22 protein-coding genes are annotated in these 24,015 nt (G+C 40.9%); 10 read left to right on the top strand and 12 right to left on the bottom strand.

Annotation, left to right across the window (positions count from 1 at the left end; genetic code table 11):
* Nucleotides 1–117: 117 nt before the first annotated feature.
* Complete coding sequence (locus JMX48_RS10210) at nt 118–885, bottom strand: hypothetical protein (RefSeq protein ID WP_201537400.1); 768 nt, start codon at nt 883–885, stop codon at nt 118–120.
* Between the two features lie 368 nt (nt 886–1,253).
* Here JMX48_RS10210 and JMX48_RS10205 point away from each other — a divergent pair, with 368 nt between their 5' ends.
* Nucleotides 1,254–1,655: a lysozyme inhibitor LprI family protein gene (locus tag JMX48_RS10205; RefSeq protein ID WP_201537397.1), complete on the top strand. Its 402-nt coding sequence runs from the start codon at nt 1,254–1,256 to the stop codon at nt 1,653–1,655.
* A gap of 82 nt (nt 1,656–1,737) precedes the next feature.
* Here the strand turns inward: JMX48_RS10205 and JMX48_RS10200 are convergent, their stop codons facing one another.
* Entirely contained in the window at nt 1,738–2,196 is a 459-nt protein-coding gene (locus JMX48_RS10200) for a DMT family transporter (protein ID WP_201537409.1), read from the bottom strand.
* A gap of 8 nt (nt 2,197–2,204) precedes the next feature.
* Nucleotides 2,205–2,639 carry a DMT family transporter gene (locus tag JMX48_RS10195; protein ID WP_201537394.1) on the bottom strand — a complete coding sequence of 145 codons (435 nt, stop codon included), beginning with the start codon at nt 2,637–2,639 and terminating at the stop codon, nt 2,205–2,207.
* A 98-nt stretch (nt 2,640–2,737) separates the two neighbouring features.
* On the opposite strand from JMX48_RS10195, the gene JMX48_RS10190 reads away from it, so the two are divergent.
* Nucleotides 2,738–3,673 (top strand): LysR family transcriptional regulator, encoded by a 936-nt coding sequence (locus JMX48_RS10190; protein ID WP_201537391.1) that lies wholly within the window; start codon nt 2,738–2,740, stop codon nt 3,671–3,673.
* 98 nt (nt 3,674–3,771) lie between these two features.
* Here JMX48_RS10190 and JMX48_RS10185 read toward each other — a convergent pair whose 3' ends face one another.
* The gene (locus tag JMX48_RS10185) at nt 3,772–4,680 is read right to left on the bottom strand and encodes a DMT family transporter (protein ID WP_201537389.1); all 909 of its coding nucleotides are present in this window, start codon (nt 4,678–4,680) and stop codon (nt 3,772–3,774) included.
* 318 nt (nt 4,681–4,998) lie between these two features.
* On the opposite strand from JMX48_RS10185, the gene JMX48_RS10180 reads away from it, so the two are divergent.
* Nucleotides 4,999–5,682, top strand: coding sequence for a DUF421 domain-containing protein (locus JMX48_RS10180; RefSeq protein ID WP_201537387.1), 684 nt, complete (start codon nt 4,999–5,001; stop codon nt 5,680–5,682).
* Nucleotides 5,683–5,971: 289 nt separating this feature from the next.
* Here the strand turns inward: JMX48_RS10180 and creD are convergent, their stop codons facing one another.
* The 4 genes from creD to pnuC form a co-directional block, all read right to left on the bottom strand.
* Nucleotides 5,972–7,612, bottom strand: a complete 1,641-nt coding sequence (gene creD / locus JMX48_RS10175) for a cell envelope integrity protein CreD (protein ID WP_201537384.1) — start codon at nt 7,610–7,612, stop codon at nt 5,972–5,974.
* A gap of 124 nt (nt 7,613–7,736) precedes the next feature.
* Nucleotides 7,737–8,261: a TIGR00645 family protein gene (locus JMX48_RS10170; protein ID WP_201537380.1), complete on the bottom strand. Its 525-nt coding sequence runs from the start codon at nt 8,259–8,261 to the stop codon at nt 7,737–7,739.
* Nucleotides 8,262–8,300: 39 nt separating this feature from the next.
* A complete protein-coding gene (locus JMX48_RS10165) occupies nt 8,301–8,912 on the bottom strand; it encodes an AAA family ATPase (RefSeq protein ID WP_201537377.1) in 612 nt (203 codons plus the stop codon).
* Nucleotides 8,863–9,615 carry a nicotinamide riboside transporter PnuC gene (pnuC, locus tag JMX48_RS10160; protein ID WP_201537374.1) on the bottom strand — a complete coding sequence of 251 codons (753 nt, stop codon included), beginning with the start codon at nt 9,613–9,615 and terminating at the stop codon, nt 8,863–8,865. The genes JMX48_RS10165 and pnuC overlap by 50 nt, the downstream gene beginning before the upstream one ends.
* Nucleotides 9,616–9,931: 316 nt before the next feature.
* Between pnuC and JMX48_RS10155 the strand changes: the two genes are divergently transcribed.
* The 6 genes from JMX48_RS10155 to JMX48_RS10130 all read left to right on the top strand — a co-directional run bounded on the left by JMX48_RS10155 (nt 9,932) and on the right by JMX48_RS10130 (nt 17,865).
* A complete protein-coding gene (locus tag JMX48_RS10155; RefSeq protein WP_201537371.1) occupies nt 9,932–11,077 on the top strand; it encodes a beta-ketoacyl-ACP synthase III in 1,146 nt (381 codons plus the stop codon).
* Nucleotides 11,078–11,354: 277 nt separating this feature from the next.
* Complete coding sequence (gene prfA / locus JMX48_RS10150) at nt 11,355–12,443, top strand: peptide chain release factor 1 (RefSeq protein ID WP_201537369.1); 1,089 nt, start codon at nt 11,355–11,357, stop codon at nt 12,441–12,443.
* Between the two features lie 93 nt (nt 12,444–12,536).
* Nucleotides 12,537–12,917 carry a hypothetical protein gene (locus JMX48_RS10145; RefSeq protein ID WP_201537366.1) on the top strand — a complete coding sequence of 127 codons (381 nt, stop codon included), beginning with the start codon at nt 12,537–12,539 and terminating at the stop codon, nt 12,915–12,917.
* A gap of 51 nt (nt 12,918–12,968) precedes the next feature.
* Nucleotides 12,969–14,507 (top strand): lysine--tRNA ligase, encoded by a 1,539-nt coding sequence (gene lysS, locus JMX48_RS10140; RefSeq protein ID WP_201537364.1) that lies wholly within the window; start codon nt 12,969–12,971, stop codon nt 14,505–14,507.
* A gap of 167 nt (nt 14,508–14,674) precedes the next feature.
* Nucleotides 14,675–16,732: a DNA polymerase III subunit gamma/tau gene (gene dnaX / locus JMX48_RS10135; protein ID WP_201537361.1), complete on the top strand. Its 2,058-nt coding sequence runs from the start codon at nt 14,675–14,677 to the stop codon at nt 16,730–16,732.
* A gap of 233 nt (nt 16,733–16,965) precedes the next feature.
* Entirely contained in the window at nt 16,966–17,865 is a 900-nt protein-coding gene (locus tag JMX48_RS10130) for a LysR family transcriptional regulator (RefSeq protein WP_201537358.1), read from the top strand.
* A 130-nt stretch (nt 17,866–17,995) separates the two neighbouring features.
* Here the strand turns inward: JMX48_RS10130 and JMX48_RS10125 are convergent, their stop codons facing one another.
* Nucleotides 17,996–19,177: an aspartate aminotransferase family protein gene (locus tag JMX48_RS10125; protein WP_201537355.1), complete on the bottom strand. Its 1,182-nt coding sequence runs from the start codon at nt 19,175–19,177 to the stop codon at nt 17,996–17,998.
* Nucleotides 19,178–19,218: 41 nt separating this feature from the next.
* Nucleotides 19,219–19,410 carry a DNA gyrase inhibitor YacG gene (locus JMX48_RS10120; RefSeq protein WP_193005035.1) on the bottom strand — a complete coding sequence of 64 codons (192 nt, stop codon included), beginning with the start codon at nt 19,408–19,410 and terminating at the stop codon, nt 19,219–19,221.
* Between the two features lie 202 nt (nt 19,411–19,612).
* Here JMX48_RS10120 and JMX48_RS10115 point away from each other — a divergent pair, with 202 nt between their 5' ends.
* Entirely contained in the window at nt 19,613–20,281 is a 669-nt protein-coding gene (locus JMX48_RS10115; RefSeq protein WP_201537352.1) for an SAM-dependent methyltransferase, read from the top strand.
* A 283-nt stretch (nt 20,282–20,564) separates the two neighbouring features.
* Here the strand turns inward: JMX48_RS10115 and JMX48_RS10110 are convergent, their stop codons facing one another.
* The gene (locus tag JMX48_RS10110; protein ID WP_201537349.1) at nt 20,565–21,959 is read right to left on the bottom strand and encodes an ABC1 kinase family protein; all 1,395 of its coding nucleotides are present in this window, start codon (nt 21,957–21,959) and stop codon (nt 20,565–20,567) included.
* Between the two features lie 304 nt (nt 21,960–22,263).
* Entirely contained in the window at nt 22,264–23,604 is a 1,341-nt protein-coding gene (gene purD / locus JMX48_RS10105) for a phosphoribosylamine--glycine ligase (RefSeq protein WP_201537406.1), read from the bottom strand.
* Nucleotides 23,605–24,015 lie beyond the last annotated feature (411 nt).

Raw genomic sequence — 24,015 nt, 5'->3', positions numbered from 1 at the left:
AATGTCAGATTGAGTAGTCATTGCTTATTCTCCGGTTAGTGGATTATAAGCAGTTACACACTTTTTGGGAATGTCTCCTAATACTGGATCTATAAGCCTATAATATTATTAGGCTAATTAGCTTTCTAGCTGATCGATCATGCCTTGATATTTCTCTTTTTTCTCAACGATTTTTTTGCGCTCTTCCTTACTATCTGCAGATTCTTTCTTATCTTCTTCTTTCTTATCAAAAGCTTCCAGCTCAGCGTCTACGCCTTCTACCAGTTTGTTTAACAGCATAGAAACCGCTTTTTCAGAAACACCATATGTCATACCAGAAGCTTCAGACTTAAGGTCATCTTTGAGCTTAGAAGCCCACTGATAGATATTGGCTACTGTTGCACTGTATTTATCGTTTTTATCAGACTTGTCGCTATTTGATTTATCATCATCAGACTTCTTATCGTCTGACTTTTCTTCGTCTGATTTATCGCTCTTATCAGACATAAAGTCATCTTTAAGCTTGGTAGCCCACTGATAAATATTGGCTATCGTAACGCTCTTATCGTCTTTATCAGACTTATCATCTTTATCATCTTTATCGGACTTATCGTCTTTATCGGACTTATCGTCTTTATCGGACTTATCGTCTTTATCGGACTTATCGTCTTTATCAGACTTATCGTCTTTATCAGACTTATCGTCTTTATTAGACTTATCGTCTTTATTAGACTTATCGTCTTTATTAGACTTGTCATCTTTATTAGACTTATCGTCTTTATTCGAATGAGCGTCATCGGAAATGACATCGTCCCCTTTTAACACTTCTACAGAAGTGACGGCACTATTTTTAGGAGCTTCTACTGAATCATTCTCTACGTTATTATTAGAGGAATTATTTGACATGATTTTGGCCCTTTTAGTATTAAGTTATTGAAAAACATCGATACTTGATACTAAGCCAGTAAACGCTTTTGTTCAGTATATTAATGTAAATAGATGATATGAAATACGAGTTTTCCTCTATCGATACTTGCTGAATCAGTCTCGATAAGTAACAACGGTAACTTATGTTAGTTTTTATACAATGATAGGTAGCTTGTCGAAAGACTTTGAGATACAAAGGTTAATGGCAGATGCTAGCTTACTATAAATAATCTTTTATCAACCATTTCACAGCAAGACAGACAGGTGACTTTTCTTAACAGGATTCAATAAAAGCACGCCAATCTCTATGCTAAAATTCTTTCAATATTTTAATTATAGGATGTCATATGTTATTTACAAAAGAAAATTTAAAGACAGCGTCTGGTTTGGCCATATTATCCGTCGGTCTGTTTGCTACCGCGCAAGCATCAGCAGCAAACACCTGCGATAACGCCTACACTCAAGCGGACATAAATAAATGCACAGCAAACGGATTATCTGCTGAAGACAATAAGCTAAATCGCTCATACAGTGATTTGAGGAGTTTATTGAATAGTAGTGAAAAAAAGCAGCTAAAAGGTGTGCAGCTGGCATGGATTGATTTTAGAGACAAAGCTTGTAAGTTTTCTGCTCGCGGCTTCAGTGGAGGTAGTGGCTATTCAATGGCATTGAATGGTTGCTTGACGACGTATACGCAGCAAAGACGTGTGCAGCTTGATGAAGAAATTAAGAATATTAAAAGTAAGTAATCGCTAATACTATGATGAACCACGATGAGTTCGTCATAGTATTTCGACTAATAAACACACAGCAAGTGCTTATTAGAAACAATTAAGCGGCTTTAGGTTCAGACTTACTACTGGCATAAATAAAATAAAGCGCAATTGCCAAGCAAATTAACGCAGCGATTCTACTGACTGAAAGACTAATCGCCTCATTTCCTAACCAACCAAAATTATCGATCAATACGCTCATACTCAGCTGACCAAAGATAACCGCCACCGTTGCCACAGCAGTACCAATACGTTGAACCGCAACGACCATAATGACAATATAAGGAACACCGCATAAAGCGCCAAGTAGTTGCCATTTAGGCATATCCATTAAGGTGACCGTATGATTTGGCTCGAAAAAGAAAATGAGCAAGGCAGTTACTACCGCACCCACAGAGAAGGTCAAAAAGGCGCTTTTGAATACGCCAACATTGCCGCCAAGGCGACCATTTAATGCGGCTTGAATACTTAAAGCCGCGCCGCCAATTATGGCCAATACAATCATTAAAATAAGCATCATCTTGATTATCCTTTTGCCATAAAAATAAGGGCGGCAATAATGAAAAATAAAGCAATAATTCGCTTAATATCTATTTTTCGCTCCATGGTTTCGAACAAACCATAATGATCTATGATTAAACTCTGAAATACTTGACCAGCCAATATACCAATCATGGTCAGCGCGATGCCAATAACAGGCGTCACCACGGTTAATACCACCACATAAACAGGTCCTAAAATACCGCTAATTAGCAGTAAGGGCGGCTGTGAGAAAAACGAAGGGCTTTCTCGTGGGCTAAAAAACAACATCAAAAAGAACGTTAATGCGGCACCAACACCAAAAATACTCAGCGTTGCCCACAGCTCGCCCACTTGACTGCCTAGAGGGCCAAGTAATCCCGCCTCAACCGATAGCCCCATACCACCTAAAACAACAACAAGTATCAATAAAAATTGCATGAAAAAATCCTTAATAGGCAATGTGCTGTAGCTTATAGCAAGTGATACCTACAAAAAACCGTTATAATATAGAAATGACCTTTGCATAAGTTGCACAAATGAATAACGCAGATAACATCAGCATAAAAACCTTACTATTTTTTATCAGTGTTTTTAATGCTCAGAGCTTTTCAGTGGTGGCGCGAAAAGAAGGGGTTTCCGCTTCAAAAGTGTCTCGTATCATAAAGCAGCTAGAAGACTCGTTAGGACAGCAGCTTTTTTATCGCAATACACGCGCCGTCATTCCTACTGAAGCAGGCCGCGTATTCATGAGCTATGCTAATTCTATGACTGAGAGCATGAACGCGGCACAAAAAGTACTTCAAGATAGGAATTTAGAACCAGGTGGTTTACTGAGAATCAACGCGCCCGTATTTTTTGGACAACGACACATCGCACCTTGGTTGCCAGCGCTGAGTGCTCAATATCCTAAATTGCAGATAGACTTGACCCTGACCGATGATTTTATTGATCCTCATCATTATGCAACAGACGTTATTTTTAGGATTGGGACTTTAGACGATTCAGCTTTCCATGCACGTATTTTTGGCGAGCAAACCTACTATCTTGCTGCCGCTCCAGAGTACATTAATAACAATATTGAGCTGCAAACACCGTCGGATTTGATGCATCATAAATGTTTGGTCTATAAAGGCTCATCAGGACCAAATCGTTGGCTTTTTAAGAAAAAAGAGGAAGATTGGCACTCTTACTTAGCACCAGCGCTGTTAGTATCCAATAATGCAGAATCCTTATTGGTAGCAGCACTAAAAGGTATGGGTATTGTGCTGTTTCCCGATTGGTTAATCGGTGAGTATTTGAAGAGTGGTAAGTTAGTAGAGTTGCTGCCTGAGTATAGTGCAGCTGTGAAAACAACGACTCAGCATATAGCCGCGATTTATCCGAATACACGTCATGTCTCTTTAAATGTTAGAACGTTGATTGATTACTTTGCTGAGGTTTACGGAGAGCCGCTTTATTGGCAGCTTTATTAGAGATTTATAATCTAAAGAAATAAACAGTCGTATCTTGCCAAATTAAAGTAATCTGGCTACATTTTGAACATCTAACTTTGACGATGAATTATTACATGTTAGGTGAATTTCTTTGGCGCTTCTTTACTCAAAATAAATATTAGAACGGCTCCTAAGATGACCGCACTCGCCACTACGAACTGCATAGTTAATTGTTCAGACAAAAAAACCACGCCTAATATGGCAGCAAGTACAGGTACGCACAATTGCACTACCGCTGCTTGTGTATTTTTTAATAATGGCATGGCTGTATACCATATACTGTAGCCAATGCCAGAGGCGATCACCCCTGACGCGCATGCCAATAACACTCCCTTGACCGTGATGTTATCTAAACTGACATCTAGATAGTTCATACTTATCAGCAACAGTATCGGAACTACTATCAGACTTCTGATAAAGTTAAAACCAGTGGCTCGCAGCGGTGACACACATGACTTGCCACGTATACTATACACTCCCCAAGCAATACCGCTGATGGCCATGAGTGTCGCGGCCAGTAGGGAAGGGACGGCTGCTGACGGTAGCATTAAATAAATGAATCCTGCTACTGCTATGATAAATGCCATCCATTGTAATGGTCTTAATTGCTCTTTTTTATAGACGCCCCAACCAATCATAGTGAGCTGAACCGCTGAAAATAAAATCAGCGCGCCAGTGCCAGTATTCAATTCCACGTAGGCAATCGAAAAGCATAACGCATAGACCACTAGGCTGATGCTGCTCAACCAACTGCCTTTGTCATTCAATAGCGCGTCAATAGCGATGCTGCCAAGCTTTAACCTTTGGCGTCGCAATTGATAAGTATGGATCACCATGATAATACCCAAACAGCCAGCGGCGCTCAGCAGGCGAATAATGGTGAAGCTCCATGCATCTATATACCCTTCCGCTAACGCCATCCTACAAAACAAAGAGTTCGCTGCAAATGCGATTAATGCAATCATTGTATAAATCGTGGCTTTCAAAATAATTCCTACCATTGATAATTTGGTTTTCGAATAAAATAGACAAGCATGGATTCTTAGATAAACGTTTTTGGACAGACGAATAGTATGGAATATTTTTATTGATTATACTGATAATTGTCACGTTAAACATTGCGTTACTGATTGTCTCACAACCAATTATGTATTGTCGTCTTTACTGCAAAAGTCTTTTTTTAAATTGAATAGACGATTATTAGATTGATGATAAGCGCTGTCTGTGTGAAAGCTAAAGGTTCAAAACCTTACTAATATCAAACTCAACAAATCGGATAAAAACGATAAATAGGAAACAATCATATGGATTGGGCAAGTATTTTTATTCATGACACAACGTGGATGTTTGCCGTTGAAATTCTAATACGTGTCACAGTGATGTTTATACTGATTATTTCGTTTTTACGATTCACAGGCAAGCGCGGTGTCCGTCAACTGTCTGTCTTTGAGCTGACCATCATTTTATCATTGGGTTCTATTGCAGGCGACCCTATGTTCACTGAAGACTTGCCGATTATTCAGGCAGTACTGATTATGAGTACTGTTATTTTGCTTTATCGATTGTGTACTTGGGCGATGATGAAGTTTCAGCCTTTTGAAAACCTTTTGGAAGGGAAGTCGCTTTATATTGTAGAGGACGGCAAGCTTGTACTTGACAAGATTAAAAAGGGTCAGATGTCACATGATGAATTTTTTGCTGAAATGCGCCAGCAAGGCGTCGAGCATTTGGGGCAGGTGCGGACGGGCTTACTAGAGACAGACGGCAATTTCAGTATATTATTGTATTCACCTGAAGAGACAGGCTATGGCATGCCAATTTTTCCTAAGCAATACCAAGCAATCAAACAGATAGAATCAGAGGTTTATTACGCTTGTATGCATTGCGGCTACGTCGATTATATCTCTGATCCTAATCAGCTGTGCGAGCGCTGTGAGAATGATTGTAAGGACTGGGCCAAGGCTTTAAATAGCCAAATTGTTAGATGATCCGATAGTTAGGGCGTGTCATATAGCCAAGTCAACATAAAAAAGACACTACGCAGATAAAAAAGATACCACAAGGCTGAAATAAATTTTTTGTCGCCTCTGGCATTAATGGCACAGCAAGAAAAATTTGTCCCAGTCACGAAGTATAGTGCCGTGTATCCATTTTACTCAGTATCGACTATGGAATAAGAAATACATTGGGCGGTTTTGTGTTGGTTTGCTAAAAATGTTGAATGACACCAATTTAAAACTGCCCAATGTTTCATCGTTTTAATCTATCTTAATTAATTTAGGCAATTTTATACCAATCGATTTTACGAGTCATAACCATTACGCAAGCGAGTAGGACAAAGCAGAAGACAGCACCAAGCAATAAATTCATATCTTCGGTGGTTAATATGCCAAAAAATGCTGCATACAATCCAGCCAATGTGATAGTGAAAATCATGGCTCGTTTTATGCCGCCTAGTACGTAGTAAGTATACCAACCAATGAGACCAACACAAGCACTGGCGGCAATCGCATAAGCTTTCCAAAATACAATTTGTTCAGCAAGTGGTAGTAATAAAACATAAAAAACGAACAGCGCACAACCGACTAATAGGTATTGAATAGGGTGAATGCGGCTAGCTTTAATCACCTCAAATAAGAAAAAGGTGCCAAAGGAAACTAAGATTAATAATAAAGCATATTTCATCGTTCGTTCGGTCTGTAAATAAACGTCATTAGGCTCAGCGAAACTAACGCCAAAGCTGTTTAGGCGCACGTTTTGGTAGCTGTCAGGCACAGTGCTGCCATCTGCTGTGACGACGCCTTCCGTTACTGATATAGCGGCGTCAGGATACATAGATTGGTCACTGGTATAGAGTGTGGCTTCACTCGTGATAGTACATTGGTTATTAGCAATGCCGACACACTGCGATAAATCTTGATTATTGGCGACCGTCAAATATTGATTTTGCCAATTGGCTTCAAACCCTTTAGCCGTAAATTTTTTGGCATTTGGGAGCGCCTTGCCAATAAAATTTGGTGCATACCAATTACTACGCATGGTCAGGCTGAAATTTTGCCCCGTAGGTACAGTGTTTAAATTGCTAATACCTGCTAATGGTAGATCAATCATGATGTTAGTGACTTGATTGTTATCAGTATCATTGGCAGTATCGGGCGATTGATTATTTATACCTGTACTGGCTGGCGAGTCGCTATCACTATTCGCGGTTACAGTATTAGACTCACTCTGCTGGCTAGTAATTTTTTGCGTTGAACGGTTAAATATATCTTGAGGAATGGCCACTTCTACATAGGTTAGATCTTTCAACAGGGGTGATTGCGGATAAGTTGCTGTTATTGGCTTTTTATCAATAGTCACCGTTGGCAGAGTCGCAACACCGCGCAGATCTGACACTGGAATGATTAATTTTGCTTCATTCCAGTGGACGATGATTTTTTCTGGTTTTGTTTTATTGTCAGTGGTCAAGCTTAACATTTGACTGTTTGTGTTAGCAGTAAACGCTTTTAAGCGGCTGATGCTTTGATCAAAAGTGTAATTTTGATCAAATGTCAGTGCGCCATTGTAGCTGGTAGCATGATAGATACCGCGTTTGTACATATCAGTGCTGACCTCAAGATCTTGCATTGCTTGAGTTTGATTTGCAAAGATGGTTTCAATTTTTGAGTAAGATGGCGCGCATTTATTGGTTGCTTCAGACGCCTCAATTTGGCATTCAGGCGTCACCGTGGTGGGAATGACAATAAATGGTGTGATGACTTCTTGCGGATTAACATGCTGCTGGGCAATCTCTCTTACCACCGACTCTGCATAACTTTGTCGCTCATAAATGACTGAACCAATCATAGTGAGACCGATGGCAAAAATAACGCAAAGTCCAACGATAATGGATAATTTAATCAATAGTGTTTTTTGCATGGGAGTTCCTCATATGAGCCTTTAGTCTGAAACTGTCAATAAAACAGTCAATAGGCTTAAAGAAATCATAGAGAAAGAATGAAGAAAACATATGTAAGAACGGTGGAGACTGTGTGGAAAAAAACTAATACTTTTTGGTATCGCCAACCACTTTATCCATAATGGCAAACAGCAAGCCTGACAGAACAAATGTCATGTGAATAATGACCTTCCACATAAGTTTATCAGCCTCGCCTTCGCTCATGTCACTTGTTATGTCCATAAATGATTTGAGTAGATCAATCGCAGAAATAGCAACGATAGCACCGATGACTTTGAGTTTTAGACCAGAAAAATCTAATTTACCCATCCAGCTAGGGCGATCGTCGTGATCATCCGTATCGATTTTGGAGACAAAAATCTCATAGCCACTAAATATGATAATAAGTAATAAGCTGGCAACCAACGAGATGTCAACCAAGACCAATATATCTACAATCACACTCGCTTCAGAGACAATCAGAATGTCTGCAAACATACCCCAAAGCTTTTGAACGAATTTGATAAATAGTAAAATGATGCCAAAAACCAGCCCTAAGTAAAAAGGCGCTAATATCCAGCGGCTATTAAATATGGTTTTTTCTAAGTAGTGTTCAAGATTTTTTAGCATGGACATCTCTGAAAGGTTAAATGGAAAGTTGTAGGTCAACTATTTAGGACATGATATATGATGGGTTTTATACAGCCATTCAACTACTTGTTGTACTCGCTCATTTCTGTCACCACCAATGCGGTAAAATGACTTTTGATGATTCCTTAGCTGGTTCTCAAAAAACCCACTAATTTCTTCACGTTGATGCGGGCTATCACGTAAGTCATCAGCGATCCATGGGACATCAACCTCCGTCAATAGTATCAAGTCATAATGATGGTCTAATGCTGCTTTGGTCAATGATTCAGGACAATCACCATAATACCAATTGGCATAAACCATTAGCTCAAACAGGCTAGTATCACAGAATAAGTAACGATTTTTTTCTGATAGGTGAGCCGTTTGTTTAGCCAGTTTGTTTTCTAACGCCATCTGACCTTGTGCGATAGGGAGCAGGTCATCCCACGTACAGGTAAGCTGCTCGTCGTCCCACTTTGCTTGTAGATATGTGCGCATATACTCTGGCACCCAAGGACTACCGAAATGGGCTGCCAAGTCGCGGCATAGTGTGGTCTTGCCTGTGCTTTCTGCCCCTAATATCGCGACGTTGATGACGAATTTAGGCGTATGCTGCGTGAGGTTGTATGCGATAGAGGCGCTGCCATTCATAATAAGCCCAGATTGCAATGAGAGTGAACACTACGTATTGTAATGCGGTAAAAGTGAGACCTTTATAAAAATACAGTGGTACTGAAATAGTATCGGCGATTATCCAAAGTATCCAATGCTCGATTTTGCGCCGTGCCATCAGCCACATTGCCATCAAAAACAGTGCGGTTGTCAACATGTCGGTATAGTCGACCCACGTAAATAAATGCAGACCAAGAATGGCACCATCAAAGCTAAAGCCATTGTTAATGACAGGACGGAAATAATAAACGGCAGCAACGAAAGCGACGGTAGCAGCCGCTAGCGCCGCCAATGTCGGTACGTCTTTTGCACGTAAATGTTCAACTTGGATAGTGTTTTGGGCATCAGTGTTTTCTAATGATTCATCTAAACACTGTCCAGTAGGGTTGATGTGATCTCTATGCTTCTTAGATGCTTTATTCTGTGACCAGTTGATCCAGCCATAGACACTCATGATGGTATAATAAGCATTGATAAACATATCGCCAAATAATTGCCATTTCCATAGCAAATAGACAAATATAGCTGTGCTTACAAGGCCAATGGGAAATACCAATATATTGGTTTTGCTGGCGAGTAAGACACTTGCCACGCCAAATATAACCGCAATCAACTCAAGTGCTATCAGTATAGTCGAGTAATCAGCGTACTGACCAAATAACCAGTTTAAAAGTTCTGCCATGAGCATGCCCAAATATGAATGTTTATTGTATTTGACAGGTTTCCACGCAATTGGAATGCAAGCAGATTCACAGTCAAATAGCGCTAATTATAACGTAGCTATCCCAAAATAAAGACATTCTTTGCTTATTTTTCACAGCAAACAGATTATTTGTAACAAACTATTAGAAAAATAATAATATTCAGGCATAATAAAGGCACTGATTTTTAGTTTACAGTTATTCACTGAAGCAGTTATTTACTGAAATAGCACGACTGTTATTTTTTCACATTTATGCTTATCCCAAGCCCTATAGTAGTAGACAAGGAAGCTTATCATGACGACTTGTATCACAGGCACTGGCCTGTATATTCCGCCTTATAGCATCAGTAATGAAGAGTTGGTAGAGTCATTTAACCAGTATGTTGAAAATTATAATGAAGAACATGCTGATGAGATAGCAGCAGAGACTGTTACGGCACTGCAACCTTCATCAGCGGCCTTTATCGAAAAGGTATCTGGTATAAAATCACGCTATGTGATGGAAAAAGACGGTATTTTAAATCCTGAGATTATGGCACCGGTTATTGCTTACCGTAATTTGGGCGAAGAGCTGTCTGTCATGGCAGAAATGGGTGCTGCGGCGTTGAAAGACGCACTGGCTGATGCAGGGCTTGAAGCCAATGATTTAGATGGTATTATTCTTGCTTGTTCAAGCTTTCAGCGCACTTATCCTGCCGTTGCCATCGAAATTCAAAATGAGATTGGTATGGTGGGCGGTTTTGCTTACGATATGAACGTCGCCTGTAGTGCGGCAACTTTTGGCCTATCACAAGCGCATGGTTCTATTGTTTCTGGTCTAGCCAAACGTGTTGCTGTGGTTAACGTTGAGATTACCTCAGCGCATCTAAACTGGCGCAACCGTGATAGCCATTTCATTTTTGGTGATGCAGCGACCGCTTCTATTGTTGAAGACTTAGATACGCCAAGAGGCTATGAAATCCTTAATGCTAAGCTGTTTACAGAATTTTCGACCAATATTACCAATGAATATGGGTTTATGGATCGCTCAGAGTACTTAGCAGCGCAAACGGAGATGTATGCTGATATCAAAGATCCTGTCACTACCAAGCTGTTTTTACAAAACGGCCGCAAAGTATTCCGTGAAGTCTGTCCAAAAGTGTCAGAAATCATCACCGAGCATTTGCAAGAAAATAACATACCAACGTCTGATGTTAAGATGATGTGGTTGCACCAAGCCAATGCCAATATGTTAGATCTAATTCTACGTACGGTCATCGGTAAAGAAGCGGATAAAGCGATTGTTCCAAGCGTTATTGCTGAATTTGCCAACACCAGCTCAGCCAGCCCTATGATTGTCTTCCATCGTTATAAAGATGAGTTGTCATCTGGTGATTTGGGTGTGATTTGCTCATTTGGCGCTGGTTACTCAATCGGTTCGGTACTGGTTCGTAAAGTATAGTTTTAGACTTTAGACTTTTGTCACGATTAAAATAGCTAAGAGTATTCTTAGCTATTTTTTTATGTTGCCATTTTTTCTTGACTATCTTTTTTCCCTGATTATATACAGACATATTATGAAAACAGGGTAATAGTGATTCGGAATAAGTAGAGATGATTATCAATATAATGGCAAGATTTCTTAGAATAAAACTAAGATTGGTCAGAGGTTTTAATTTACCTCGAAAAATTTGCTATAATCACGCTCTTATTCCTCTTATCTAATTAAAAGTCCTTTTATGAAAGAATCCTTACGCCTGCGTTTAGACCAGATGGTAGACCGTTATGAAGAGGTCACCGCCTTATTATCAGACCCTAGCGTCATCAGTGATAATAATAAATTCCGTGAACTGTCTGTCGAGCACAGCGACTTGATGGATATCACTACTTTATGGCAAAACTACGGGCGTGCAGAAACCGATCAGGCCGATGCAGAAATGATGCTAAAAGAATCCTCAGATCCTGATATGAAAGAGATGATGCAAGAAGAGATTGATAACGCACGTGAGACCATCATAGAGATGGAAGAAGCGCTTAATTTGATGATGCTGCCAAAAGATCCCAATGACAAAGTGCCAGCGTTCTTAGAGATTCGTGCGGGTACCGGCGGTGATGAAGCAGCGATTTTCTCTGGTGACTTGTTTCGTATGTACCAAAAGTACGCGCAGACGCAAGGTTGGACAGTGGAAGTACTATCAGCTAGTGAAGGTGAACATGGCGGTTACAAAGAAATCATTACTCGCGTCTCAGGTAATAGCGTATATGGTCGTCTCAAGTTTGAATCTGGCGTACACCGTGTGCAGCGTGTTCCTGAAACCGAAAGCCAAGGCCGCGTACATACCTCAGCCTGTACCGTGGCTGTCATGCCAGAAGTTGAGATTGATGATACCGTTGATCTGAACCCAGCAGATATCCGTTTTGATACGTTCCGCTCAAGCGGTGCAGGCGGTCAGCACGTCAACACCACTGACTCAGCCGTACGTTTAACGCACATTCCAACGGGTACCGTGGTAGAGTGTCAACAAGAACGTAGTCAACACAAAAACCGTGCACAAGCCATGAAAATGCTAATCTCAAAGATTCAGCAAGTCAAAGTGCAGGCGCAGGTCGATGCGGCTGATACCATACGTCGTGACTTGGTTGGTAGTGGCGATCGCTCAGAGCGTATACGTACCTACAATTTCCCGCAAGGGCGTATGACGGATCATCGAATCAATCTGACTTTATACAAGCTCGATTCTATTATGGAAGGCGATTTGAATGAGATTCTGGATGCGTTGTTACGTGAGCATCAGGCTGATTTGATGGCCAGTATTGGCGGTGAGTAATAGCGTTTTAATCGTAAGTAACGTTAAAAATATAAGCATTGCTATAGTAAACTATCTTATAAACCAATCCGTATTTTATATGTGAGAAATATAATGAATAATCGTCTAGTTTTATGTCTTATGGGTTTATTTTCTTTATTATTTATATCTGCATGCCAGACACCGTCAGTGATTGATGAACAAAAAGCCCCCATCTCTTCTTCTGAAAATCTTGTAAAAGAATGTCTCGCTAAAGGTGGTGAATACATAAAGCAGGGAAGACTACAGATGCACAGATGCGTCATGCGGTTTTCAGATGAAGGAAAAGCTTGTAGTGACAGCTCTGATTGTCAAGGAAGCTGCTTAAGCTCAGAGCTAGATATTGAGCCGGGCAAATCAAATCAAGTTGGAACCTGCGCCGCTAATGACAGCCCTTTTGGCTGTCGTCAAATTATTGAAGGTGGCGTTACTAAAGGGACTTTATGTATAGATTAATCATATAAATTTCCAAATACAAAACTTAACTTATCAAAATTTGAGAGTGTTATGTCAAAGCCCAACAATCAGAACCAAGACCAAACCCCAGTAGTAGAAGACGCTAACGAGCTGATTGCACAATTGCAAGCAAAGCTAGACGATATCACTGCTTCAGGTAAACAGCCGTATCCCAATACGTTTAAACGCACTGATTATGCAAAAGACTTGCAAACCGCCTTTGACGGTGTCTCGAAGCAAGAAATCGAAGATAACGCTGCGAAAGGTGAAAAAACACAGGTAAATGTGGCCGGTCGAGTCATGCTTAATCGTGGGTCATTCATTGTTATCCAAGACATGACAGGCCGCATTCAGTTGTATGTTGCACGCAAAGAGCTTGATGACGAGACACGTGCGAGTATTAAATCACTAGATTTGGGTGACATCGTTGGGGTTTCAGGTTATATCGGTCGCTCAGGCAAAGGCGATTTGTATGTGCACATCGAGGAAATCAGTCTTTTGACCAAATCATTGCGTCCAATGCCAAATAAGTTTCATGGTTTGGCTGATGTGGAAGCGCGCTATCGCAATCGTCATCTTGATTTGATGACCAATGAGACGACTCGTGATACTTTTATGATTCGCAGTCAAGTAATCAGCGGTATTCGCAAGTTTATGTTGAACGAGCGCTTCATGGAAGTTGAAACGCCAATGATGCATCCTATTCCAGGTGGCGCGGTAGCGCGTCCTTTTGTGACGCATCATAACGCTTTAGATATGCCACTCTATTTACGTATTGCTCCTGAGCTTTACTTGAAGCGTTTAGTCGTTGGTGGCTTTGAGAGAGTATTTGAGATTAATCGTAGCTTCCGTAATGAAGGCGTATCCACCCGTCATAATCCTGAATTTACCATGATTGAGTTTTATCAAGCGTATGCTGACCATCATGATTTGATGGATTTGACCGAACGCTTATTCAATGAATTGGCGATGGATATCTTGGATACAACGGAGATTACCTATCAAGAAGAAGCCATCAGTCTAAAAGCGCCTTTTGAGCGCCTATCTATGTCTGATGCGATTGCAAAGTACGCAGAAAACTTCGACATGACCCGTATTAATGATCGAGAATACCTAGCAGAATACGCATCAACGACGCTTAGACAACAAGTGAAAGATGTCTTTGGTGTGGGTAAATTACAAACGATTATTTTTGAAGAAACTGCTGAGCATCAATTACGTCAGCCAACTTTCATCACCCAGTATCCAGCAGAAACCTCACCATTGGCACGCCGTAATGATGACAATCCTGAGATTACCGATCGGTTTGAGCTGTTTATCGGTGGTCGTGAATTGGCCAATGGTTTTAGTGAGCTCAATGACCCAGCGGATCAGGCTGAACGCTTCCGCGGACAAGTCGCCGAAAAAGATGCGGGTGATGATGAAGCGATGCACTTTGATGAAGACTATATCGAAGCCTTGTCTTATGGCTTACCGCCAACGGCAGGTGAAGGTATTGGTATTGATCGCTTGGTGATGTTATTGACTGACTCTGCCAGTATTCGTGATGTGATTTTATTTCCACATATGCGCCGTAAAGTTGACTCATGATTGGTTAGCCTGTAATTATAATGACAATCAAAGCCGCTTATTGAACATTATATAAGCCATTATAGAATCGGTAAGAAGCCAGACGTTTATGCTGGCTTTTTGCTATAATAACCATGCAAAAATATACTTAAAATAAGCACTCTAACTACTTGGCACAATGGATAGATATGTCGCAGCAATATCAGGTTTTAGCTCGCAAATACCGTCCCAAAAACTTTCATGAGTTGATTGGACAAACGCACGTGTCGCAAGCGTTGATTAACGCGATCGATTATAATCGTCTGCATCATGCCTATCTCTTTACTGGGACGCGCGGTGTCGGTAAGACGACGATTGCGCGTATTTTATCTAAATGTTTGAACTGTGATATGGGTATTACTAGCACGCCTTGCGGTGTGTGTGATAACTGCGTGGCCATCGATCAAGGACGTTTTATTGATCTCATTGAAATTGATGCGGCTTCTCGTACCAAAGTTGAAGACACACGTGAGCTATTAGACAATGTCCCTTATGCGCCAAGTCAAGGGCGTTACAAGGTTTATCTCATTGATGAAGTGCATATGCTTTCTACGCACAGTTTTAATGCGCTGCTCAAGACATTAGAAGAGCCGCCTGAACATGTGAAGTTTTTATTAGCAACCACTGATCCACAAAAGCTGCCTATTACTATTATCTCTCGCTGTTTACAGTTTGTGCTGCGTCCACTACCACAAACCTTGCTTAGCGAGCATTTAGCAAATGTCTTGACCCAAGAGCAGGTTGCTTATACTCAGCCTGCGTTATGGCAATTGGCGAGTGCGGCGAAAGGCTCGGTACGTGATGCATTATCATTGACGGATCAAGCGATTGCTTTTGGTCAAGGGGCGCTGGATGATGCCACTGTCAATGCGATGCTTGGTTTGATTGATGCCGCTGATTTGGTAAGATTGATTACAGATATCTATAATCATGATAAATCTGCCGTCGCCGCCCATATCGAGCAAATGCGTGCACAAATGGTCGATGCTACCAGTATGTTCGATGGACTCGCTGAATTATTACATCAACTGGCATTGACTCAGTTATTACCTGAAGTTGCTCTAAATGTGAACGAGGCGCAGGCAAAAGAGATTAATACGCTGGCGCAGCATATCAGCCCAGATGTATTGCAACTCTATTATGAGATTATCGTACAAGCACGTGAAGGCGTTAGGCTGGCTAGTACACCAATGCAAGCGCTTGAGATGTGTATCTTGCGTTTATTGGCGTTTCGTCCACTGCCTATAGATGAAATATTAAATAATACTTATGATAGCGCTAACGTATCTTCAGAAACACCTACGATAGAAGATACCGCTTCTATGCAGTCTCCACCCAACATTGGATACTCAGCTTCAGTGCCACCAATGCAGCCTTATGATATTGATTATCAAGATCAAGTCAATGAAGTACCGCAAAATGAGACTTATATTGATAATGCGTGGTTGGCCAATAATGCTGCCTCTGAACTAATTGCTGAGCCTGAATCAATTGTTGAACCTGAATCAATTGCTGAACCTGAACCAATTATTGAACCTGAACCAATTGTTGAACCCGAACCAATTGCTGAGCCTGAACCAATTGCTGAGCCTGAACCAATTGCTGAACCTGAATCAATTGCTGAACCTGAATCAATTGCTGAACCTGAATCAATTGCTGAACCTGAATCAATTGTTGAACCTGAATCAATTGTTGAACCTGAATCAATTGTTGAACCTGAATCAATTGTTGAACCTGAAGAAGATTCTCAGTTAACAACACAGCTTGATGATCCACGTACTTTGCTGCGTTGCCCTCCGCAAGATTTAACAGGCGAGTGGACAGCAGAGAAGTGGGACTATTGGCTACAAGTAGCTCGTGAAGCAGATGTCTTAGCTCAAGATGAATTGGCATTGGCTCGTCAAGGTATAATGATAGGCTTATGCGATGGCAAAGCGACCTTTGTTACCAGCGTCGACAGTAAGCATTTGCAGATAACATTTCAGCAGCTAGCCAAAAAATTGCAGCAGCAGTTCACCCAAGCAGAGATTGATTTACAAATTGATAGTGGCGTCATGCAAGCTGAAGATAAAACGCCTGAACGCCGCCAACAGGCCCGTTTAGTGCAAGCCAAAACGGTAGCAGAGTCAAAACTGCTTAATACACCAGTGATGCAATACTTGACCGAGCGTGGTGAAGGTAAAATGGGTAAGGTTCAGTTATATTAAACAATCAGAAAACCCATTGTTAAAATTATTTAAAGATATAATAGTTATTAAACGCGAGTTTCATATAAAATATCAAGGCGATGTCAACCTATCTCCTTGATATTTTTGCTTTTATTGGCTAATAAATAAATCTATTTTAATAAAAATAGCGCATTTAATAACTGTCAGTAAAATTAAAATCCGTTATAATGGTTAAGTTATATTAAAAATTAAAATGCAGCCTAGGTGAGAATATGTTGGATAATTTACGCGGTATGGCCGTGTTCGCCAGTGTGGTCGGACATGGTTCTTTTAGTGGTTCAGCTCGTGAGCTTGGTATTACTACCAGTGCAGTCAGTCAGCAAATTCGCTCATTAGAAAATGAGTTGGGTGTGGTGCTATTACATAGATCAACTCGTAAGCTGAGCTTAACAGAAGCGGGTGAGAGCTTTTACGAAGCCGCAAAAGATGTGGTCAGTGCGGCTGAACAGGGTAGGATTAGAGTCAATCAGCTGCGTGATGAGCTAGCGGGCAGCTTACGTGTGGCGACAACACCTGAGCTTGGCGTTAATCATATTTTGCCAGCCCTGTCTACATGGATGGCTGCTCATGATGACCTTAGTATTACGTATTTGGCCGACAATCACTATATCGATATGATTGATGAGCGCATTGATATCGCGATTCGTATGAGCCCTAGTATTAATGATTCTAATTTAAGCAGTCATCCATTGACCGATGTACGTCAAATGCTGGTCGCTTCGCCACAATATCTACGTCAGAACACTAAATTGCAGACGCCAAAAGATTTGGCTGATCACCAACTAATTTGTATTGAAATCATGAAAGATGCCAATCAGATCGATTTGATTCAAACAGAAACGGGTAAAAAAACGCGCACAAAAATGCACTCACGCATCTATACCAACAACGTATTTATGGCTACTACTTTGGCAAAAGAAGGTCATGGTCTGGTTAGGATGATGGAGATGGATATCAAAAAAGAACTGGAAAGTGGTGATTTGATCGAAGTCTTGACTGGCTATCAATTACCAAGTTTTGTGCTTTATGCAGTGACTTTGAACCGTGACCAACAGCCTGCTAAAATTACTCGCTGCTTAGAAGTTCTAAAAAAATATTTTCATGCCAATTAAATGTTGATTTGATTACAGACTAATGATTTTTAACAGTAATCAGTAATCAGTAATCAGTAAAAAGCCTATAGAGAATTTATATCTATAGGCTTTTTTTAAGCTTAATGGCTAATGATTGTTAAAATCTGCGTTAAAAAGACGGCTTTAATAAATCAATTAAACGCTCAGCCACTTGTGTACTCTCATCACGGCTCATATTAAGCGGCGGTAGCAAACGTATCACATGACCACCAGTGACGTTGATAATCATTTTTTGTTCATCACGCGCCCGATCGACCAGTTGACTACAGTCCATATTTTCTGGTAATGAGATACCAATCATCATTCCAGCACCGCGGCTGCTAACCCCATGTTGTCCTAATGCATCGACTACGGTCTCTCGAATGAATAATCCTTCGCTGACGGCATTGTTCATGATGTCACTATTTGCGAGCACCTCGTATACGCTATGCACAACGCGACTGGCCAATGGCGTACCACCATAAGTAGAGCCATGACTACCAGCACCAAACAAACCATTCGCACGACCGCGTACCATACAGGCACCAACTGGAAAGCCGTTACCCAATCCTTTAGCCGTCGTCAACACATCAGGACGGGCATTACTATGCTGATAAGCAAAGTATTTACCCGTGCGTCCATTACCTGTCTGCACCTCATCAAGCATAAATAGCCAGTTATGAGCCTCACATTCTGCCTGTAGTTCTTCAAGATAAGTAAAACCATTGTCAGCTGTATTGAGACCACCTTCACCTTGGATCGGCTCTACAAAAATGGCACAAATGTCGTCATGGTCTTGAGCGACTTGTTTAACCGCTGCAATGTCTCCAAACGGCACACGGATAAAGTCTTCGTCCAATGTATAAAAGCCTTCACGCGCTTTTGGGTTGGCAGTAGCAGATAATGACAGTAGCGTACGACCGTGAAATGATTGCTCCATGACAATGACTTTGGGACGTTTAAAGCCTTGCTTGTATGCATACAGGCGCGCAAGTTTTAACGCCGCTTCGTTTGCTTCTGCACCACTATTAGCAAAAAACACGCTGTCCATTTGGGCGGCATTACAGAGTAATTCTCCAGCACGCTCCTGCCAATTGATACCGAATAAATTACTCGTATGCACCAAAGTCGCTGCTTGCTGTTGAATGGCGTCGGTTATCTGTGGATGGCAATGTCCGAGTCCGCATACTGCGATACCAGTCAGCGCATCTAAATAAGGCGTATCATCTTTGGTATATAGCCAACTGCCTGAACCACGCGTAAAGCTGATTGGTTGACGATTATAAGTGGGCATAAGGTAAGTAGCAGACATATAAAACATCCTTGGTATAATGGATTGATTAAAGGTACAGGTTACAATTCGTCAGAGAAAGGCGTGGTTTCCGCAGGTAAAGTGTAGTCTTCATTTGCCCATGCACCTAAGTCAATAAGTTTGCATTGGCTACTACAAAATGGCTTATATTTATTGTCCTGCCACGCCGTCTGAGTGCCACAACGTGGACATGGATAAGTCTTGGGTGATGTATTGGGAGTAGAGTCAGTCATAATAAGGGTGAGAGTATCCTTGAAGTTACTTGTATGGTTAGTATCGTTAGCAAATGGCAGTCAGTGCTGCTTGCTGCACTCTTATGCAAATTGCGATTGATAAATGCATACTCGCTGTCGTTATATTACTATTGAAGTGGATTGGCTATATAATAGCATGTGGTCGAATAATGGCAAAAGACAAATACTTTAAGGGCAGTAAATGACTGACAATATTGAGCTTACGCACCAGCAAGCACGTGCATTTCAACCAGAGAAGCTCTCGGCACCGCGTGACTTTATCCTCCCAAATATAATTGATGAAAATAAAGATAATATGCCTTTGATAGTAGAGATTGGTGCAGGGAAGGGGAAGCACGCTCTTAGCTTTGCATTACAAAACCCTGATAAGCATTTGATTGCTATTGAGCGTACACGTAATAAGTTTGAAGCGTTTGCTAAATTAGCGACCTCACAAGACTCAGCGAATTTAGAGGCTATTCATGCTGATGCAATTGCTTGGATTGTTCATGCTATAGCACCGAATAGTGTGGCTAAAATTTTCATCCTTTACCCTAATCCCGAACAACATAACCCCAATCAACAATGGTTAAACATGCCTTTTTTTGAATTTCTACTATCACGCTTACAAGTCGGTGGGGAGGTGATAATGGTGACCAATATCGAAACGTATATGAACAATGCGGAGCAGCAAGCAACTGAGGTATGGTGTTTACCAAATACTCGGCATCAAGTACCAAACGACAGCCAACGTACGCACTTTGAAGTGAAGTATTTGGCGAGGCAAGAAATATGCTGGGAGCTCAGTATGCAAAAGCCAGAGGGATACAAGACAAGGTTTGATGATTGGCGAGTCGGCACTACAAATTAAAAAATAGCCTAAGTAAAATTTTATAGAGTATATCAAAAGGCACACTAACTAGAATTTAAGCGGTTCTTAAAGCACTGAAAAATCTAGTAGAGTCAAAGAACATAGCGTGGATTTCTTATTGAGTTTTAGCGCCAACTTACGCTTTAGAACACGACCTTATTTTAATATAGGATTATCAACCTATAAATAAACATTAAATAAAAAATAGCCTAAGCAAAAAAATTGGAAAACAAAAAAAACCGCCACTAGAAGTGACGGTCCAGAAATCAGAGCTTAATTTACATTATAAATAAGGTTTTACTAGCTTATTAGAATCAGTATATGAATCTAATACTGTAAGAAACGTATAAGCACCAATAAACTTGCGACTGATGAACATAAATTCTTTTGGTGGAAGATTAAATTCGAAAGATTGCATCGCACGTGTTGCCACGGTTGAGAGACGTGAGTGCAGTTTACTGTTTGCCCAAATATAGCGTTTGCTTTCATCTAGGCAATTAGCTGGGATGTCAGGGTTAATGGCAGGATCGCTGAAAGGTTCAGTAGCCAATAAGAACAACGAGGCAATATCAAAACGTACTTTATCACTCATGCTATCGAAGAAGTCATAGCCAGTCATTGCTTGCATCATTGCTTGATGGTCATGGCGATAGCCAGCTTTCAATAAACCGTGAGCAATAGTCAATAGGTTAGTATCGAACTGACGAATAGCACCAAAATCTAATAAGACCAATTTATCGATACCATCTTCATTGTCATTGATACGAACTAAATAGTTACCAAAATTTGGGTCAGTCTGCATCTCACCCCACACAAAAATCTCTTGCATCATGATTTCAATGGCGGCTTGACCGATAGCGTTACGGCGCTCTTGAGGTAATAGTTGTAACGCCTCAGAAATAACGGTAATGCCTGACTCATAGGACATGCATAATAGACGCTTTTTGGAATAGTCCCGATTAATCTTAGGAACGACATAACGCGGATCGTTACTTAAACGCTCATAAAAACGTTCAGTGGTCGCGGCTTCTGCTTCATAATCGACTTCGTGATGAAGTAGGTCGCGTATCTCTTCAAACCATGCATCAAGCGAGCGGGTTTGCGGAACGATATTGCTCACTTTCAATAACTGTTTAAATAGAGCAAGATCTGAGTTAATAGCATCTGCCACGCCAGGATATTGAATTTTTAACACTACTTGTTCGCCAGTTGCAATGACTGTGGCGCGGTGTACTTGAGCAAGTGAAGCTGTTCCAATAGGAACAGGATCGACGTCAAGCTCATTTAGCTTTTCTCCCAACAACTTTTGTAGCGTTAGTTCTATCGTTGGCCATGATAATGTGGCGGTGTCATCATTTAATGTTTGTAGAGCACGTGTGATCTCAGGTGGCAAGATATGCTCGCCATAAATCGCCAGCATTTGACCAATCTTTACGACTGAACCTTTTAACTTACCAAGTTCTGATGCAAGATAATTTGCTTGTGTTTCCATAAACACCTGATTACGCGCTGTGCGTGCTTCTTTATTTAAGAACATGCCAGACACACTATTACCCGCCCAACGACGACCAATATTCAGGGAGGTTTTGGCAATCGACATTCGGCGCTCAAACCCTGAGGTTTTTAAGTTATCGATTGATTGCTTATTATTAAAAGGTTTAGACGTATCATTTGCCATAAATATAATCATTCATCCAGTTGGTATTGATGTGTGGGTTCGAGACCTACAATACAAGGGAGATACGATGTACAGGTACAAAATTGTATCATATAAAGCCCATTTGGTTGATGGGCCTTCGCTGGCTAATAGCAGTTACTTTGTAAGAAGTAATATGATGGTAAGTATTGCTATATTTGAAATATCGCAAAGTGATAGTAAAAATAAGACCTAGCATCATGCTAGGTCAAATAATGTAAGACGAAAGTTAATGAGGCATATAGAGAGACAAACTGCTTATTTATTTCGCCTAATTCACAATAGTTTATTGAGATTTTTCACGGCTGATAGCATGGTGACCTATGTCACGACGATATTGCGCCCCGTCAAAACTGATTGCGCCTGTTACTGCTAGTGCCGCTTGTTGAGCATCAGAAATGCTATCTGCTAGAGCAGTCACACATAGCACACGTCCACCGTTAGTGATCACTTCCTTTTCACCATTTTCTTTTCCGTTATCTACGACATTGTCATCAGAAAACGCGGTGCCAGCATGAAAGACTTTAACCATGCCATTGTTATTGACATCAAGCTCAGGCAAGCCAGCAATCACGTCACCTTTTGAAGATGTCTCAGGATAACCCTTTGAAGCGACGACAATACCAAGAGCAGGGCGGGTATCCCATTTAGCCTTACTCGGTAACTGACCTGCCAGCCCTTTTGCCACCAAATCTACCATTGAGGATTGCAAACGCATCAAAATAGGCTGTGTCTCTGGATCACCAAAGCGGCAGTTAAATTCGATGACATAAGGGTCGCCTGCTTGATCAATCATCAAACCTGCATATAAAAATCCAGTATAAGGGTGGCCTACATTTTTCATCGCATCAACCACTGGCTGAATGACCTGTGCCATTACCTTGTTATGAACATCTTGAGTAACGACTGGCGCAGGAGAGTAAGCACCCATGCCGCCTGTGTTCGGTCCTGTATCACCTTCAAAAGCGCGTTTATGATCCTGACTGGTTGCCATGGGTAAAATATTTTCACCATCGACCATACAAATAAAGCTGGCTTCTTCACCTTGCAAAAACTGCTCAATCACTACACGGCTACCAGCATCACCAAATTTATTGTCCGCAAGCATGTCATCGATTGCTTCATGTGCTTGCTCGATAGTTTCTGCAACGATGACGCCTTTACCAGCGGCAAGCCCATCTGCTTTGATAACGATTGGTGCACCTTGCTCATTAATATAGGCTTTGGCAGCGTCTGCGTCCGTAAAACCTTGGTAAGCGGCTGTTGGAATATTGTTCTGTGCCATGAATTCTTTGGCAAAGGTCTTTGAACCTTCTAATTGTGCACAGTACGCCGTCGGCCCCCAAGCTTTGATACCAGCATCACGGCAAGCATCAACGATACCAGTGACTAAAGGTGCTTCAGGTCCAACAATGACCATATCAATAGCATTATTTTGGCAAAACGCTATGACCGCACTATGCTCATTAGCGTCGGTAGATTCCAATACGACGTTTTGGCATTTAGATTCAAGGGCAGTACCAGCATTACCAGGCGCGACGTAGATATTTTTTACATTCTCATCTTTTGCACATTGCCAAGCTAGTGCGTGTTCACGACCACCTGAACCAATCACCAAAATATTCATCATACGTCTTACCCTTAGCATTAAAGTTAATAATGAGTGAGTCATACACTCTTAAATACAGGCGTATATTCTAACAAAAAATCTGTACCGATTACCACGAGTATCCACTTGCCAGCAATTAATCACCAATAAATAAACATTTGTCTCATTAATAAATGTTATCGGCATGTTGCTGATTCATGAAATGATGTTGTAGGCTTTAGCTCGCGCCTTATGTGCGTTACACTTCACTAGATTAATAGTATTAAATCCTAATTGCTCATATTCTTACGATATAAGGGTAAAAAAAGGAGAAAAACTTAAAAAAAGTAAGAAAAAATAGAATAATTTGCGTAAATGGATATACTGCTTCGCATTATGAGTAATATTATATGTATTCATACGATGCCAGTAATAATACGAATTAATAAA

The organism is Psychrobacter immobilis, from assembly GCF_904846225.1.
In the GTDB taxonomy this organism is placed as follows: domain Bacteria; phylum Pseudomonadota; class Gammaproteobacteria; order Pseudomonadales; family Moraxellaceae; genus Psychrobacter; species Psychrobacter immobilis_F.
This window is presented reverse-complemented; position numbering and strand designations above follow the sequence as displayed.

Coding starts and splice junctions, on each gene's coding strand:
- JMX48_RS10145 (WP_201537366.1), top strand. CDS start 12,537: ATGAATAATCGTCTAGTTTTATGTCTTATGGGTTTATTTTCTTTATTA.
- JMX48_RS10155 (WP_201537371.1), top strand. CDS start 9,932: ATGACGACTTGTATCACAGGCACTGGCCTGTATATTCCGCCTTATAGC.
- dnaX (WP_201537361.1), top strand. CDS start 14,675: ATGTCGCAGCAATATCAGGTTTTAGCTCGCAAATACCGTCCCAAAAAC.
- purD (WP_201537406.1), bottom strand. CDS start 23,604: ATGAATATTTTGGTGATTGGTTCAGGTGGTCGTGAACACGCACTAGCT.
- JMX48_RS10190 (WP_201537391.1), top strand. CDS start 2,738: ATGAATAACGCAGATAACATCAGCATAAAAACCTTACTATTTTTTATC.
- JMX48_RS10120 (WP_193005035.1), bottom strand. CDS start 19,410: ATGACTGACTCTACTCCCAATACATCACCCAAGACTTATCCATGTCCA.
- JMX48_RS10130 (WP_201537358.1), top strand. CDS start 16,966: ATGTTGGATAATTTACGCGGTATGGCCGTGTTCGCCAGTGTGGTCGGA.
- JMX48_RS10110 (WP_201537349.1), bottom strand. CDS start 21,959: ATGGCAAATGATACGTCTAAACCTTTTAATAATAAGCAATCAATCGAT.
- prfA (WP_201537369.1), top strand. CDS start 11,355: ATGAAAGAATCCTTACGCCTGCGTTTAGACCAGATGGTAGACCGTTAT.
- JMX48_RS10165 (WP_201537377.1), bottom strand. CDS start 8,912: ATGAATGGCAGCGCCTCTATCGCATACAACCTCACGCAGCATACGCCT.
- JMX48_RS10170 (WP_201537380.1), bottom strand. CDS start 8,261: ATGCTAAAAAATCTTGAACACTACTTAGAAAAAACCATATTTAATAGC.
- creD (WP_201537384.1), bottom strand. CDS start 7,612: ATGCAAAAAACACTATTGATTAAATTATCCATTATCGTTGGACTTTGC.
- JMX48_RS10210 (WP_201537400.1), bottom strand. CDS start 885: ATGTCAAATAATTCCTCTAATAATAACGTAGAGAATGATTCAGTAGAA.
- JMX48_RS10205 (WP_201537397.1), top strand. CDS start 1,254: ATGTTATTTACAAAAGAAAATTTAAAGACAGCGTCTGGTTTGGCCATA.
- lysS (WP_201537364.1), top strand. CDS start 12,969: ATGTCAAAGCCCAACAATCAGAACCAAGACCAAACCCCAGTAGTAGAA.
- JMX48_RS10125 (WP_201537355.1), bottom strand. CDS start 19,177: ATGTCTGCTACTTACCTTATGCCCACTTATAATCGTCAACCAATCAGC.
- JMX48_RS10115 (WP_201537352.1), top strand. CDS start 19,613: ATGACTGACAATATTGAGCTTACGCACCAGCAAGCACGTGCATTTCAA.
- JMX48_RS10200 (WP_201537409.1), bottom strand. CDS start 2,196: ATGCTTATTTTAATGATTGTATTGGCCATAATTGGCGGCGCGGCTTTA.
- pnuC (WP_201537374.1), bottom strand. CDS start 9,615: ATGGCAGAACTTTTAAACTGGTTATTTGGTCAGTACGCTGATTACTCG.
- JMX48_RS10195 (WP_201537394.1), bottom strand. CDS start 2,639: ATGCAATTTTTATTGATACTTGTTGTTGTTTTAGGTGGTATGGGGCTA.
- JMX48_RS10180 (WP_201537387.1), top strand. CDS start 4,999: ATGGATTGGGCAAGTATTTTTATTCATGACACAACGTGGATGTTTGCC.